Source organism: Streptomyces sp. S3(2020) (assembly GCF_013044505.1).
GTDB lineage: Bacteria > Actinomycetota > Actinomycetes > Streptomycetales > Streptomycetaceae > Streptomyces.
In genome coordinates this window covers 1-13807 of sequence record NZ_JABERD010000240.1, presented here as the reverse complement: position 1 = coordinate 13807, position 13807 = coordinate 1, and the positions used below count along the sequence as shown (strand labels likewise).

Sequence of the window (13807 nt, the reverse complement as noted above, 5' to 3'; positions counted from 1 at the left end):
GCGCGGGGGGGGCGCGCGGGCTAGCGACGGCGGGGGCGGCGGGGGCGGGGGGGGGTGTGGGGGCGGCGGGGGCGGGGGGGCGGGGGGGTGGGGCGGCGGGGGGGGGGGTGGGGGTGGCGGGGGGGGTGGCCGGGGCGCGCGGGCCGGCGCCCGCGTCTGCGCCCGTGAGGTGCACGGGGAGGGTGCCGGCGGTGACCCCGACGGCTACGGCGGTGGCCACGAGGGTCCACACGCGCTTTCGGTCGGGCCGCCGGGAGAGCCCGACGAACGGGGGCGGCTCCGCCTGGGGCGGGTACCCCGGGGTCAGGGTCGGACCCGGGGGCGGCGCGGGGGCCGGCCAGGGCGGTACGGGTACCGCGTCGGGCCGGGGCGGGGGCGGGGGTTCGTCCGTGCGGCGCGGCGCGGTTGGGACCGGGGTCTCGTCCGGCCGGCGCGGCGGGGGCGGTGTTACCGGGGCCCGGCCCCCGGAGCCCTGCTCCCAGCGTTGGGTCTCCTCGTTCCAGTGGCGTTGTCGCCCATCGGTCATCTTTCCTGTCCCCCGTTCATCGCTCACATCCCCAGCAGCCCGGCCACCGCCCCGGCGGACGTGAACAGGGCCAGTACCGCGGAGGCGTCCTCCAGCAGTCCGCGCAGCCGCTGCCGCCCGCCGTCGCCGGCGGCACCGGTGCGGGTGATCTCGTCCTCGGTCTCGGCGAGCCCGTCGTCCAGCCGCCGGATCCGGTCGTCCTGCTGGAGGCGCAGGAGGTCGGCGCGGAGTGCGCGGACCGCCGCGAGGAGTTCCTCGGCGGACTGGTCAGGCCCCGGCGTCGTACCGCGATGGCTCTCGGCGCGGGCGTTGCTGCCGACGGCGAACGTGCTGTGGGTGACGTCGCCGATCCTGACGTGGGGCTCGTTCGCCGAGGTCATAGCCGCCGGGTCCCTTCTGGCGGCACGGGGCCGCCGGCCTGAGCGGAGGCGGCACGGGCGTGCTTGCCGACCGCGAAAGTACTGTGTGCGACGGAGCCGATGTGCACCCCGCCCTGACTGATGTTGACGACCTTCTGCACGAACTCGCCGGTCTGGTAGCCGTGTGCGGCCAGTGCGGTGCGCACGCCGTGCGTGATGCGGTCCTGGACGCTCCTGAGATACCGGTCGACGTCCATCTGCTGGAACAGCGAGCCCGACCGGGCCGCGCCCAGCTCGCGCACCGACAGGGCGGGTCCGTCGGGCAGCGCGTTGTTGAAGCCGCCGGTGAGCAGCTGCCAGCCGTAGGCGATCGCCTGGCACACGGTGACGAAGGAGCGCACCGCGGAGGCGGGCACCTGCGCCGCGGCCCAGCCCACCTTGCCCAGCACGTTGTTGTTGCGGAACTGGTGGGCGGCGCGGTCGGCGTCCTTGAAGTCCTCACGGATCGGCATCAGGACGTGCGGTGCGATCTCCAGCATGAGCATGCGGCCCTGGGTATGGGTGCGGACGAAGACCGTGACGACCAGTTCCTCCTCCCAGCCGCCGACGCGCACGCGCAGGAAGTGCCGCCGTTTCTCGGCGCCCTCCTCGACCGCACGTGCCCGGTGCTCCTCGAAGGCCTGCGGATGGTAGGGCGCCTCCTCGCGGCGGCTGAGCCCTTCGGCGGGCAGGAACACGCACTCGTCGATCTCCAGCCAGCGCAACCGGTCGCGCACGGTGTGGCCGGCGTACTCCGAGGGGAGCCGCAGCCCTTCGAGGAGCGGACGGACGGTCTCCAGGACGGCCCGGTTGCTGAGCGGCCGGGTGGCGCCCGAGTCGTCGGGCCGCATCTCGACGGCGAGGACCCAGGTGTCGTACGCGGCGCCGGCCCCGCAGAACGGGCGGGTCTCGTGGTACATGATCAGCGGTTGGTGCTGCTCGCGCCGGACGCGGTCCTTCACGTACTGGAACCGCTCGCCCTCCGCGCCCTCGGCGGGGTCGGACGCGGCGTCCGGGAACCGTGCCGGGGACAGTTCCCCGCTCAGGGCCCGTGCGAACTGGCTGCGCTGGGCGCCGGCGCACAGGGCCACGGCCACGAACAGGAGCAGTCCGAGCCATGCCTGGAGCGGGCTGACGCTGCCGTCGCCGCCGGCCAGCGACGAGGCCGCCGGCAGCAGGGACTTGAGGGTGCCCTTCATGCCCGGCTCGTCGTCATAGGGGTCGGCCAGGTCGTCGGTGCCGGAGAACGCGGCGAGCACGGTCGCGACGAGGAGGGCCGCGAAGACGACTCGGCCCAGCCAGCGGAAGACCAGCGAGGCGAACCGCCGTGCGAACGCCGGGCGTTCCTCCTTGCCGCGGATGCTCACCCCGACCGCGAGCAGCGCGCTCGGCACCAGATAGCCCGCCAGCTCCCGGTCGGTCAGCGGCAGTCCCACCACCCACAGGCCCACGATCCCCGCGGCCCAGGCCACTTCGATCCGTCGGGCCCGCAGGGCGTGCGCGACGACACGGGCCGCGTCGAAGCCGAGCGAGGGCGCCACGATGCGCTGCTTGTTGAGGTGCAGTTCCTCGATGACCCGGTCGCGGTAGACGGGGTCGAGGTAGGTGCCCGCGCACAGCAGCCGGGTGGCCTCGCTGGCGTGGGGCAGGGTGGAGGGCCCGGGCGGTGCGGGCGCAGGCCGCCATGACGGTTGTTGCGGTACGGCGCTCACAACGATCCCCCGATGCACCGAAAGCAACCCAGATTGAAGCCATCTGAGAGTCCATCAGCTTAGGGAGGACCGCGATGCTCGTGGAGACACGGCGCGTGAATACGCTCCGTAATGCCGCCGAAGAGGGGACGGGCTCCCCTGCTTCCGGCGTAGACGTCCTGCTACCGGGGTCACACCGGCCGGGGGCGGCCCTCCCAGTACGGATCCCGCAGGCGTCGCTTGTACAGCTTTCCGTTGGGGTCGCGGGGCATCTCGGTGATGAAGTCGACGGTCTTGGGGCACTTGTAGCCGGCGAGTTGTCCGGCGCAGTGGGCGAGGACGTCGGTGGCCAGGTCAGGACCGGGTTCGTGGCCCGGGGCCGGTTCCACGACGGCCTTGACCTCCTCGCCCCAGTCGTCGTGGGGAATGCCGAAGGCGGCGGCGTCGGCGACCGCGGGATGCTGGAGCAGGACGGACTCGATCTCGGCGGGATAGATGTTGACCCCGCCCGAGATGATCATGTCGATCTTGCGGTCGCGCAGGAAGAGATAGCCGTCCTCGTCGAGGAGGCCGAGGTCACCGACAGTGAAGAAGTCACCGATGCGGTTCTTCCTCGTCTTGGTCTCGTCCTTGTGGTACGAGAAGCCGCCGGTGTTCATCTTCAGGTAGACGGTGCCCAGTTCACCGGGGGGCAGCCGGTTGCCGTCGTCGTCGAAGATCGCCAACTCGCTGATGGGCCAGGCCTTTCCGACGGTGCCGGGCTTCTTCAGCCAGTCCTCCGCGGTGGCGAAGGCGCCGCCGCCCTCGCTGGCCGCGTAGTACTCCTCCACACAGGGGCCCCACCAGTCGAGCATCGCCCGCTTCACATGGTCGGGGCAGGGGGCGGCGCCGTGGATGGCGTGGCGCATGGCGGAGACGTCGTAGCGTGCCCTGATGCCCTCCGGGAGCGCGAGCAGGCGGTGGAACTGGGTGGGGACCATGTGCGTGTGGGTGCACTTCTCCCGGTCCATCAGCCGGAGCATCTCCTCGGGCGTCCACTTGTCCATCAGCACCAGACGGTGGCCGATGTGCAGGGAGGCGCTCGCGAACTGGAGCACCGCCGTGTGGTAGAGCGGCGAACAGACGAGGTGCACGTTGTCGTCGTGCGGCCTGATGCCGAAGATGCCGAGGAAGCCGCCGAGGTAGGCCTCCTCGGGGAGCTTGCCGGTCAGTGGGCGGCGGATGCCGCGGGGGCGGCCCGTGGTGCCCGAGGTGTAGTTCATGACCCAGCCGAGGGTGCGGTCCTCGGGCGTCGACTCCGGTTGTCCGTCGAGGAGTTCGGCGTACGGGCGGAAGCCCTCGACCTCGCCGATCGCGTACCGGTGGGTGGCCGGGAGGCCGGCCTCTTCGGCGGCCTGGCGGGCGGGGCCGGCGAAGCGTTCGTGGGCGAGGAACACCTTGGCGCCGGAGTCGGCGACGATCCAGGCGATCTCCGGGCCGACGAAGTGGTGGTTGACCGGGACGAGGTAGAACCCGGCCTGGGTGGCGGCGAGATGGGCGGTGAAGAACTCGACGCCGTTGGGCAGCACGACCGCGAAGGCGTCGCCGCGCTCCATGCCGGCGGCGCGCAGACCGTGCACGAGCCGGTTGGCGGCGGCGTGCAGCCGGCCGGCGGTCCACTGCTCGCCGTCGGGGGCGACGAGGACGGTGCGGTCGGGGTCGGCGGTGGCCTGGGCCCAGAAGCCCGCGGGGGGTGTGCTGGTCACTGGCCGCTCCTTCCGGCGATGCGGTTGACGCGGTCGACGGCCCGCTCGAAGCCGCGGGTGAGGTCGTCGAAGACGGCCTGGACGCTGCGTTCGCTGTTCATCCGGCCGACGATCTGTCCGACGGGGGTGCCGAGCAGGGGCTCGACCTCGTACTTCTGGATGCGTGAGACGGCCTCGGCGACGAGCAGTCCCTGCAAGGGCATGGGGAGGGTGCCGGGTCCGGTGGGGTCGTCCCAGGCGTCGGTCCATTCGGTACGCAGCTGGCGTGCGGGCTTGCCGGTCAGGGCCCGGGAGCGGACGGTGTCTCCCGATTCGGCGGCGAGCAGCTTCTCGATCAGCTTGGGAGAGGGCAGTTCGGCCTCCGTGGTGGTCAGCCACAGGGAGCCCAGCCACACGCCCTGCGCGCCGAGCGCGAGCGCGGCCGCGATCTGCCGGCCGCTGCCGATACCGCCCGCGGCCAGCACCGGCAGGGGGCTCACGGCGTCGACGACCTCGGGGGTCAGCACCATGGAGGCGATCTCGCCGGTGTGGCCGCCGGCCTCGTAGCCCTGGGCGACGACGATGTCGATGCCCCCCTCCTGGTGCTTGCGGGCGTGCCGCGCACTGCCCGCGAGCGCGGCGACGAGAACGCCCCGGTCGTGGGCGCGCTCCACGACGTCCACGGGCGGCGAACCGAGGGCGTTGGCGAGCAGCTTGATCGGATAGTCGAAGGCGACGTCCAGCTGGTTGCGGGCGACCTGCTCCATCCACCCGGTGATACGCCAGCCGGACACCTCGCCCTCGGCCAGCTCCGGGACGCCGTACTTGGCGAGGGTGTCGTTGACGAACTGCCGGTGCCCCTCGGGGATCATCGCCTCGACGTCCGCCTCGGTGACGCCTTCGACCTTCTTGGCGGGCATGACGACGTCCAGGCCGTAGGGCTTGCCGTCGACATGGGCCTCGATCCAGTCGAGGTCGCGTTTGAGGTCGTCGGGGGCGGTGTAGCGGACCGCGCCGAGCACTCCGAAGCCACCGGCCCGGCTGATGGCAGCGGCGACGGCGGGGAACGGCGTGAAGCCGAAGATGGCGTGCTCGACTCCCAGTTTCTTGCTCAGCTCCGTCTGCATGGGCGCAGGATGCCGCAGTCCTCCGGAGGACGGAAGGGGTTTCCTGATGCTCCGTCAGATTCTGGCGTGGGGTTGCCGTGGGGTTAGAGTTCCACGATGACTGATGAGGTGTTCGCTGGAATGACCCGCCGTCAGCTCACCCGAAGAGCCCTCGCGTTCGGAGGCGCACTCGCCGTCGCACCCTTCCCCGCGGGACCGGCCGCCGCGTCCCCCGGCACCGCCACCACCTTGCGCCACGGCTCCCCGGTCCGGGCCGGCCTGCTGGAAGCCCATCTCCGCCAACTCGTCACCGACGCCGAGACGTTCCTCGCCCCCTCCCCCAAGCACCCCTGGTACGCGGGCGCCGTGCTGCTCGCCGGACGCGGCGGCACCGTGGCCCTGCACCGGCCGATCGGCATGGCGGTGCGCTATGCGGCGTACGACGAGAAGACCGACACCGGCGTCGAGTTCCCGCCCGGGGAACAGATCCCCATGGCCGAGGACACCGTCTTCGACCTGGCCTCGGTGTCCAAGCTGTTCACCTCGATCCTGGCGGTCCAGCAGATCGAGCGGGGCGCACTGGAGCTGGAGGGCACGGTCGCCGGATACCTCCCGGAGTTCGCCGGCGCGGGCAAGCAGGACATCACGATCCGTCAGCTCCTCACGCACACCTCGGGGTTCCGGGCGTGGATCCCGCTGTACAACGCGCCGACGTACGAGGAGAAGCTGCAACTCGTCTGGAACGAGGCGCCGCTCAACCCGCCGGGCACCAAGTACCTCTACTCCGACCTCAACCTGATCTCGCTCCAGCTGGTCCTGGAGAGGATCACCGGCCGCACCCTGGACGTACTCCTCCACGACGAGATCACCGCCCCGCTCGGTATGCACCGCACCCGCTACAACCCGCCCGCCTCCTGGAAACCGCGGATCGCGGCGACCGAGGACGCGCGAAAGCCCTGGTCCGGGCTGGACCGAGGGCTGGTGTGGCGCGAGGTGCACGACGAGAACGCCTTCAGCCTGGGCGGGGTCGCGGGCCACGCGGGCGTCTTCTCCTGCGCCTGGGACTTGGCGGTGCTCGGCCGGACCCTGCTCAACGGGGGTTCCTACGGCCGGGTCCGCATGCTCCGTCGCGAGTCGGTGGAGTTGATGTTCACCGACTTCAACACCGCGTTCCCGGGTGACGAGCACGGGCTCGGCTTCGAGCTCTACCAGCACTGGTACATGGGCGCGATGGCGACTCCGCGCACGGCCGGACACACCGGCTTCACCGGCACGTCCCTGGTCCTCGACCCCACGACGGACTCCTTCCTGATCATGCTGGGCAACTCGGTGCATCCGGTGCGCAGTTGGCGCTCCGGCTCCGCTCCGCGGGTGGCCGCCGCGAACAACCTGGCGCGCGCGGTTCCGGTACGGCCGTGGCGTGGCCGCAGCGCCTGGTTCTCGGGCATGGCGAGCGCTACGACGGCCACGCTCACCCTGCCGGTGCTCGACACCTCGTCCGGTGACGCACGGCTGCGGTGCGCGCTGTGGTGGGACACCGAACCGCAGGCGGACGCCCTCGCGTTGGAGGCGACGACGGACGGCGGGGCGACGTGGCAGCCGGTCCCGTTCGCGACCGCACGTCCCGACGAGCCGCATCCGGCCGGGACGGTCACCGGCTGGTCGGGCCGTGTCTGGCACCGGCTCACGGCGGACCTCCCGGCACGCCGTCAACTGGCCCTGCGTTGGCGGTACACGACCGATCGGTCGTACGTGGGCCGTGGAGCGTACGTCGACGGGCTGCGCGTGGGGAGTGCCGGCGGCGTCCTCTTCGACGAGGCGCGATCGAGCGACGCCGAACGGATCGCCGCCGTGGGATGGGTGCCGGCCACCGACTGAAGGAGCTGTTCCCGCGCCGGACCGGGGAGGTTCAGGAGTAGGCGTCCTCGACCGCGACCTGTCGCACGGTGCGCAGCGTCGACCGCAGCCGGTCCGGATCGGTCGAGCCCAGCGCGAGGCGGAGCGCCTGGGGTGTGTGCGTGGAGGTGGTGAAGGGCTCCGCCGTGCTCACCGAGATGTGCCGGCGCGCGAGGGTGGCGGTCAGACGATCGGCGCGTGCGTCGTCGGGCAGCGGCAGCCAGGTGAAGTACGACGACGGGTGGCTGATGAGCGGCAGGCCCGCCAGCTCCTGGCGGGCGAGCACCTGCCGGGCCCTCGCGTCGTCCCGTTTCCGCGCTTCGAGGGTGTCCACCGTGCCGTCCTCCAGCCAGCGGCAGGCGATCGCTGTCGTGAGGGCGGGGGTGTTCCAGGTGGTCGCCCTGATCGCACGTTCCAGCGACGCCACCCTGTTCGGCGGGGCGGCGACGAAACCGACCCGGAGTCCGGTGGCGACGCTCTTGGACAGCCCCGAGACATAGACGGTGATGTCCGGCGCGGTCGCGGCCAGCGGTGGGGGCGGGTCCTCGACGAGGTAGGCGTACGAGGCGTCCTCGATGATGAGCGGACCGTACCGCCGGGCGATCTCGATCAGACGGATCCGCTCGGGCGCCGGCATGACCCATCCCAGAGGGTTGTGCAAGGTGGGCATCGTGTAGATCGCGCGGACGGGTCGGGTCGCGCACAGCTGCTCCAGGGCGTCGAGATCCGGCCCGTCGGCGGTGGTGGGCACCGGCTCCAGGTCCAGGTGAAGGGCGCGGGCGAGCACCTTGAAACCCGGGTAGGTGAGTGCGTCGACCGCGACGACGTCGCCGGCGTCGAGCGCGGCCATGACGGTGACGGCGAGGCCGTGCTGGGCACCGTTGACGACGAGGATCTGGTCCGCGTCGGGGGTGATTCCGCGACGCCTCAGGTGCTGTGCGATGACGGCTCGGTCCTGGGGGCGCCCTCGGTGCGGCTGGTAGCACAGCAGCGAGTCGAGATCACCGGAGGTGGCCACGTCCCGCAGCGCCTGCCGCAGGAGATCGGCCTGGCCGGGCAGCGACGGATAGTTGAAGTTGAGGTCGACCGCGTCCGTCGCGACGAACTGCAGGTCGACCCCGTGCCCGGCGGGAACCGCGATGTCCCGCACGAACGTGCCGCGGCCCTGTTCCCGGCTCACCAGGCCCATCGCCGCCAGCTCGGCGTACACCCGGGTCGCGGTGACCACGGCGATTCCTTCGCGGTCGGCGAGCCCACGATGGGTCGGAAGGCGCGCGCCTGCGGCGAGCCGCCCGGTCCGGATGTCGGAGGCGAGCGTGTCGACCAGCTTCTTGTAGCGAGCGGCTGCCATGCACCGAATTGTATCCATGACAATTCTTTGACTGTCCTGGTCATGGTTTCTTACGGTCGGAACCGAGCCACCCCACTCCTGGAAGGACAGCCACCGTGCACATCGCCATCCTCACCTTCGAGGGCTACAACGAGCTCGACTCCCTGATCGCGCTCGGTGTGCTCAACCGCGTCAGGACCGACGACTGGCGCGTCACCCTCGCCACGCCCACCCCCAAGGTAACCTCGATGAACGGCGTGGTCATCGAGCAGATGTCCACCCTGGAGGAGGCCTGCGCCGCCGACGCCGTCATCGTCGGCAGCGGCATCGCCACCCGGGAGGTCGTCGAGGACCCGGCGATCATGCACGTCCTGCGCGACCTGGACCCCTCACGCCAGCTCATCGCGGCCCAGTGCTCCGGCGCGCTCGTACTGGCCAGGCTGGGCCTGCTCGACGACATCCCCGCCTGCACCGACCTGACCACGAGGCCCTGGGTCGTCGCCGCCGGCATCGAGGTGCTCGACCAGCCCTTCTACGCCAAGGCCAACATCGCCACCGCCGGCGGCTGCCTCGCCTCGCACTACCTGGCCGCCTGGATCATCGCCCGTCTCCGGGGCGACGCCGCCACCGAGAGCGCGCTGCACTATGTCGCGCCGGTCGGCGAGAAGGAGGAGTACATCGAGCGCGCCCTGCGCAACATCACCCCGTACCTGCCCGCACCGGCATTCACCTGAGCCGCCGATGGGTAGCATATGTCCGCGTCACAAGAGCCTTGTGACGCAAGGCAGTTCGCGGCATTCCTTGCGCGCGACCGTCGATCCGGGGTGGGCATGGCGAACGTCTTCATCAGTCATCGCAAGGTGGATGTGCCGGATGCCAAGCGGCTCGCCGAGGCCGTCTCCGCTGCCGGGCACGTCGTGTGGTTCGACGAGTGGGAGATCGGAATCGGAGACTCCGTCGTGGAGCGCATCGACACCGGCCTGGAAGGCACGTCGTATCTGGTGCTGTGCTATTCGGCCGCCGGTGTCATGAGCCCGTGGGTCACGCGGGAATGGATGTCCACCCTCCATCGCCAGCTGGAGGGGCGTGATGTACGCATCCTCCCGGTGAAGTTCAGCGGTTCCGCGCCGGCGATCCTTGCCGACATCCGGTACGCGGATCTCTCCCAGGACTGGGACCAGGGATTCGAGCAACTCTTGAAGGCGATTCGCTGAACACTTCGGGGGCCTCGATGTCGCAGATCCTGATCGCCCATGCCGACGGCGACGAGGCCCTGGCCGCCGCGATCGCACGGCCGTTGGAGGTCGCCGGGTACCAAGTGGTGCACCACGGCAGCCTGTTCGTCGGCGACTCGCTCATGCAGAAGGCGTCACAGGCCATCTCGCAGGGCAGCCCGGTCGTCCTGTGCGGGACGGTCAGGGCGATCGGGACCGGCTGGGCCCACTTCCTCGTCAATGCCGCGCGCCGGTACGGGGAGGCCCGGATCTTCGCGCTCCAGATGGAAGAGAACGTCTATCTCGACTCCCTGATCCTGGACGGCCGGATCGCCCGGTACTGGCAGGATCCCGCTGGGGCCATCGCGGAGCTTGTGGCGGCGTTGGCGGAGTACTACCCGGTTCGCAGACCAGCGGGTGCGGAGCAGCGGCTGGATCGACTTGAGCAGCGGTACCGGGAGCTTGCGCTGGATACGTGTGACATCGTCGATCTGGCCAACTTTCCCATCGGGGACCGCGATCTCATCACGCGAAATCTGCAACTACGGACCCTGTATGTGTCGTTGCGTGTCGCCGTGGACATTCCGTCGGGGACAGAGGAATACGAACTGGAGAAGAAGCTCCAGAGCCTCGAAGCACGGCGCAAGGAGCATGACGCGCAGGACACCCGATCCCGGTTCTCCGTCGGGGAGCGGCTCGCACAGTCGAATCGGCTGGTGGTGCTGGGCGACCCGGGCGCGGGGAAGAGCACTCTGCTCCGCTGGATCGCCACCGCGTATCTCCTGCGTCTCAAGGAGGATCCGGACTGGAGCCAGCTGCCGGACGTCGACACCCTGCCCGACGCCAACTGGCTGCCGCTCTTCATCCGCTGCCGTGATCTGGACCGGAGGAGGCTGACGGGGTCGCTGGAGGACATGATCCGGCACCATCTGTGCGACATGGAGTTCTCCAGCGACGAGGCCGCCGAGCTGACTCCGCTCCTGTTGGGCCGTCTTCGTGAGGGGCGGGTGCTGCTACTGATCGACGGTCTGGACGAGATCTCGGATCCCGCGCTGCGGGCCCGGTTCTGCCGCAAGGTCGAGAAGATACATGTGGCCTATCCCAAGGCTTCGATCATCGTGACCTCCAGGATCGTCGGCTACCGGGAGATGGGGCTGCGGATCACCCGGGGGTTCGAGCACCTCACGGTGCAGGACCTGACCCCCGGCGACAAGGACGACTTCGCCCGCCGCTGGTGCGAGGTGACCGAGCCGGTGGGCCGTCGCGAACTCGCGGCCGAGCACCTGGTCGGCGACATCCACAGCACCGACCGCATCGAGCGTCTGACCGGCAGTCCGATGTTGCTGACCACGATGGCTCTGGTCAAGAAGAAGGTCGGCAAGCTGCCGAGCCGGAGGGCGGATCTCTATCGGGAAGCCGTCGATGTGCTGCTGCACTGGCGCAGTGACGTGGACGAGAGAATGGATCCGCACGAGGCGCTGCCGCAGTTGCAGTACCTCGCGTATTCCATGTGCGCTTCGGGGGACCAGCAGATTCGGCGGGACCGGATTCTCGACATTCTGGAGCGCATGCGCAGGGAGTTCCCCGCCGTGCGTGCGGTCCGACAGCGTTCGGCGGTCGAATTCCTGCGCCGTCTGGAACGCCAGACCGGGATTCTCGTCGAGTCCGGTCATGTCGGCCACGACGGTGATCTGGTCCCTGTCTACGAATTCCGGCATCTCACGTTCCAGGAGTATCTGGCGGGACTGGCTCTGGTCGCCGGCCGGTACCCGGGGCGTAACAGGCGGACGACCCTCGCGGAGCAGATCGGTGTGCTGGCTGCGGAGACCGCACCTTTCCCGGGCTATCCGAATCAGCACGAAGTCGTGGTCGCGGAGAAGTGGCGGGAGGCCATCCGGCTGAGCGTGATGACATGCAACGACGATGACGTGGATGGCGTCCTCCGGGCCATCGCCACACCGCTGACCGGGGAGGAGTCAGCCCTGACTGCGAGGGCGCGGGCGGCACTCGCCTGTGCCTGCCTGGCCGATGAACCCAATGTCAGCGAGGAGGTCGCGGCCGAGATCCTCGCCCGGTTCGTCGCGACACTGACCGCGAGGGACGGCAACGGTTCCGCCCTCACCGTGGCCGACACCGCGCTCGCGGAGGTGGGAGGTTCCCAGTGGGCCGCTCCGCTCAGCCGGATGATGGCCACCGAATGGGTGCGAGATCCCGCCCAGTACCCACGACTCGCCGGCTCGGCCTCCGTGGTCCTGGGCCGCACCGCGCCGTCCGGAGACGAGGCCATGCGGTCCTGGGTCCGGAACCAGGTCGCCCTCCTCAAGGAGCCCCGGCCGGAAGTGGCGACCGAAGCCGCGCTCGCACTGTTGGACGTCGCCTACCACGAGACGCTCATGATGGTCCCCGGCCTGGTGCCGGGGCTCATGTCCATGCTCTCCCGGGGCTCCTGCGAGGCCACGGCCGCAGCGTGGGCTCTCGGCTGGGCGAAGATGTCGCACGACAACGCGCCGTGGAAGCCCTCGTCCGGCGAACTCGAGGAACTGGCGAATGTCGTCGTCAGGGCGGGTCTTCGCCCTGAGACCGTGATGCACCTGCTGTGGTGCTTCGACGAAGTCCCGCCGTCGAGACGTCGCGGCATGGCGGAGGCCGCGATGACCGCCTTCGTGTCAGCCGATGCCGACAGACGCAAGGAGATCTTCAACCGGTACCTGGTCCTGTTTCCCGAGTTGGTGGATCCCGTCGTGGCGGCAACCAGCCACCATCGACGCGAAGTTCGCCGCGACGTGGCATTCCTGCTGAGGGAACTGAACCGCACGCTGGCCCTTGAGCCTCTGCTGGGGGTGCTCACCGACGAGGACGGCGTGGCGCACCCCGAAGTGGTCCGGGCACTCGCCGAACTGGGCGATGCCCGCGCTGTGGAGCCCCTGCTCGGGGTGGTCAGAACCCCGCGCGGCGACGCCGACACCTCGGTCGTCGAAGCCCTGGGCTCATTCGGCGACCCCCGAGCTGTGGAACCCCTTCTCGACATACTCATCTCATCGCGGGGCGGGGTCGACCCGGACGTGGTGCGCGCGCTCGGCCGTCTTCGAGACCCGCGAGCGGTGCAGCCCCTGCTTGAGGTTCTTCCCACGGCTGACGAGGGCGCGCGTCATGCGGTCGTCGACGCGCTCGGTCGCCTCCGTGCGCTCCACGCGGTGGAGCCCCTCCTCGACCTGCTGATCGACTCTGATGGCGTGCCGGACCTCACCGTCGCCATGAACCTGGGTCTCCTCGGTGACGGGCGCGCGGTGGACCCCCTGCTCGACGCCCTCACCGACGCGGACAGCTATGCGTACCCGGCCATCGTCCGGGCCCTGGGCCATCTTCGTGACAGGCGAGCCGTCGACCCTCTACTGACCGCGCTCGCGGATGTCGTCGACGATCCCGAGCCGTACGACGACGATCCCCGTCTGGAGATCGTCGAGGCTCTCGCGCGCATCGGCGATCCGCGAGTGGCACCGGCGCTCAAAGACCTGCCCACGGGGGAATCGTGGGAGCTCGGTTTCGCGGTGAGCGCCGCGCTGGCTCTGTTCGGAGAGAGCGAAGCCGGCAGAACACTGCACGAAGCCATGGCTGACGACCAGGTGGAGAAGCGGTGCGCCGCACTGTGGTCCCTCGCCCGTCTGGAGATCGACGAGGTCGACAGAGCGCTGCTGTCCCGAGACCACGACGGTCTCGCCCCCGGTGTGGACCCCGAGGAGGAGATCAGGGAAGGGGATCTACGCCGCTGCGCCGCCGCCGTCCACCTGCCCCTCCAACAAGTCCGCGCCCGCTACGAGCAGTTGGCGGACCGCTACCCCATCCAGCTCAGCTGGCACCCGTGATCGAACCGGCCCCCTCCAACAGCACCATCGCCGCATTGTGCCCCGGCACCCCACTGACC

The 13807-nt window shown here is 70.2% G+C and carries 9 protein-coding genes; 4 read left to right on the top strand and 5 right to left on the bottom strand.

The window, feature by feature from the left end:
• Positions 1-549: 549 nt before the first annotated feature.
• From HLK59_RS42355 to HLK59_RS42340, 4 genes are all read right to left on the bottom strand, one after another.
• Positions 550-906: a hypothetical protein gene (locus HLK59_RS42355; RefSeq protein WP_171146998.1), complete on the bottom strand. Its 357-nt coding sequence runs from the start codon at positions 904-906 to the stop codon at positions 550-552.
• Positions 903-2642 (bottom strand): hypothetical protein, encoded by a 1740-nt coding sequence (locus tag HLK59_RS42350; protein WP_171146999.1) that lies wholly within the window; start codon positions 2640-2642, stop codon positions 903-905. The genes HLK59_RS42355 and HLK59_RS42350 overlap by 4 nt, the downstream gene beginning before the upstream one ends.
• Positions 2643-2806: 164 nt before the next feature.
• Positions 2807-4360: an acyl-CoA synthetase gene (locus HLK59_RS42345; RefSeq protein ID WP_171146997.1), complete on the bottom strand. Its 1554-nt coding sequence runs from the start codon at positions 4358-4360 to the stop codon at positions 2807-2809.
• A complete protein-coding gene (locus HLK59_RS42340) occupies positions 4357-5466 on the bottom strand; it encodes a nitronate monooxygenase family protein (protein WP_171146996.1) in 1110 nt (369 codons plus the stop codon). The genes HLK59_RS42345 and HLK59_RS42340 overlap by 4 nt, the downstream gene beginning before the upstream one ends.
• Positions 5467-5562: 96 nt before the next feature.
• On the opposite strand from HLK59_RS42340, the gene HLK59_RS42335 reads away from it, so the two are divergent.
• A complete protein-coding gene (locus HLK59_RS42335) occupies positions 5563-7323 on the top strand; it encodes a serine hydrolase domain-containing protein (RefSeq protein WP_171146995.1) in 1761 nt (586 codons plus the stop codon).
• Positions 7324-7354: 31 nt separating this feature from the next.
• On the opposite strand, the gene HLK59_RS42330 is transcribed toward HLK59_RS42335, so the two are convergent.
• The gene (locus HLK59_RS42330; RefSeq protein WP_171146994.1) at positions 7355-8692 is read right to left on the bottom strand and encodes a PLP-dependent aminotransferase family protein; all 1338 of its coding nucleotides are present in this window, start codon (positions 8690-8692) and stop codon (positions 7355-7357) included.
• Between the two features lie 95 nt (positions 8693-8787).
• On the opposite strand from HLK59_RS42330, the gene HLK59_RS42325 reads away from it, so the two are divergent.
• From HLK59_RS42325 to HLK59_RS42315, 3 genes are all read left to right on the top strand, one after another.
• Positions 8788-9405: a DJ-1/PfpI family protein gene (locus HLK59_RS42325; protein ID WP_171146993.1), complete on the top strand. Its 618-nt coding sequence runs from the start codon at positions 8788-8790 to the stop codon at positions 9403-9405.
• Between the two features lie 96 nt (positions 9406-9501).
• Positions 9502-9885 (top strand): toll/interleukin-1 receptor domain-containing protein, encoded by a 384-nt coding sequence (locus HLK59_RS42320; RefSeq protein WP_171146992.1) that lies wholly within the window; start codon positions 9502-9504, stop codon positions 9883-9885.
• Positions 9886-9902: 17 nt separating this feature from the next.
• Positions 9903-13748 (top strand): HEAT repeat domain-containing protein, encoded by a 3846-nt coding sequence (locus HLK59_RS42315; RefSeq protein WP_171146991.1) that lies wholly within the window; start codon positions 9903-9905, stop codon positions 13746-13748.
• Positions 13749-13807 lie beyond the last annotated feature (59 nt).

Excerpts from the sequence above, each read along its gene's own strand:
- HLK59_RS42320 (WP_171146992.1), top strand. The coding sequence starts at position 9,502 with ATGGCGAACGTCTTCATCAGTCATCGCAAGGTGGATGTGCCGGATGCC.
- HLK59_RS42330 (WP_171146994.1), bottom strand. The coding sequence starts at position 8,692 with ATGGCAGCCGCTCGCTACAAGAAGCTGGTCGACACGCTCGCCTCCGAC.
- HLK59_RS42315 (WP_171146991.1), top strand. The coding sequence starts at position 9,903 with ATGTCGCAGATCCTGATCGCCCATGCCGACGGCGACGAGGCCCTGGCC.
- HLK59_RS42340 (WP_171146996.1), bottom strand. The coding sequence starts at position 5,466 with ATGCAGACGGAGCTGAGCAAGAAACTGGGAGTCGAGCACGCCATCTTC.
- HLK59_RS42355 (WP_171146998.1), bottom strand. The coding sequence starts at position 906 with ATGACCTCGGCGAACGAGCCCCACGTCAGGATCGGCGACGTCACCCAC.
- HLK59_RS42335 (WP_171146995.1), top strand. The coding sequence starts at position 5,563 with ATGACTGATGAGGTGTTCGCTGGAATGACCCGCCGTCAGCTCACCCGA.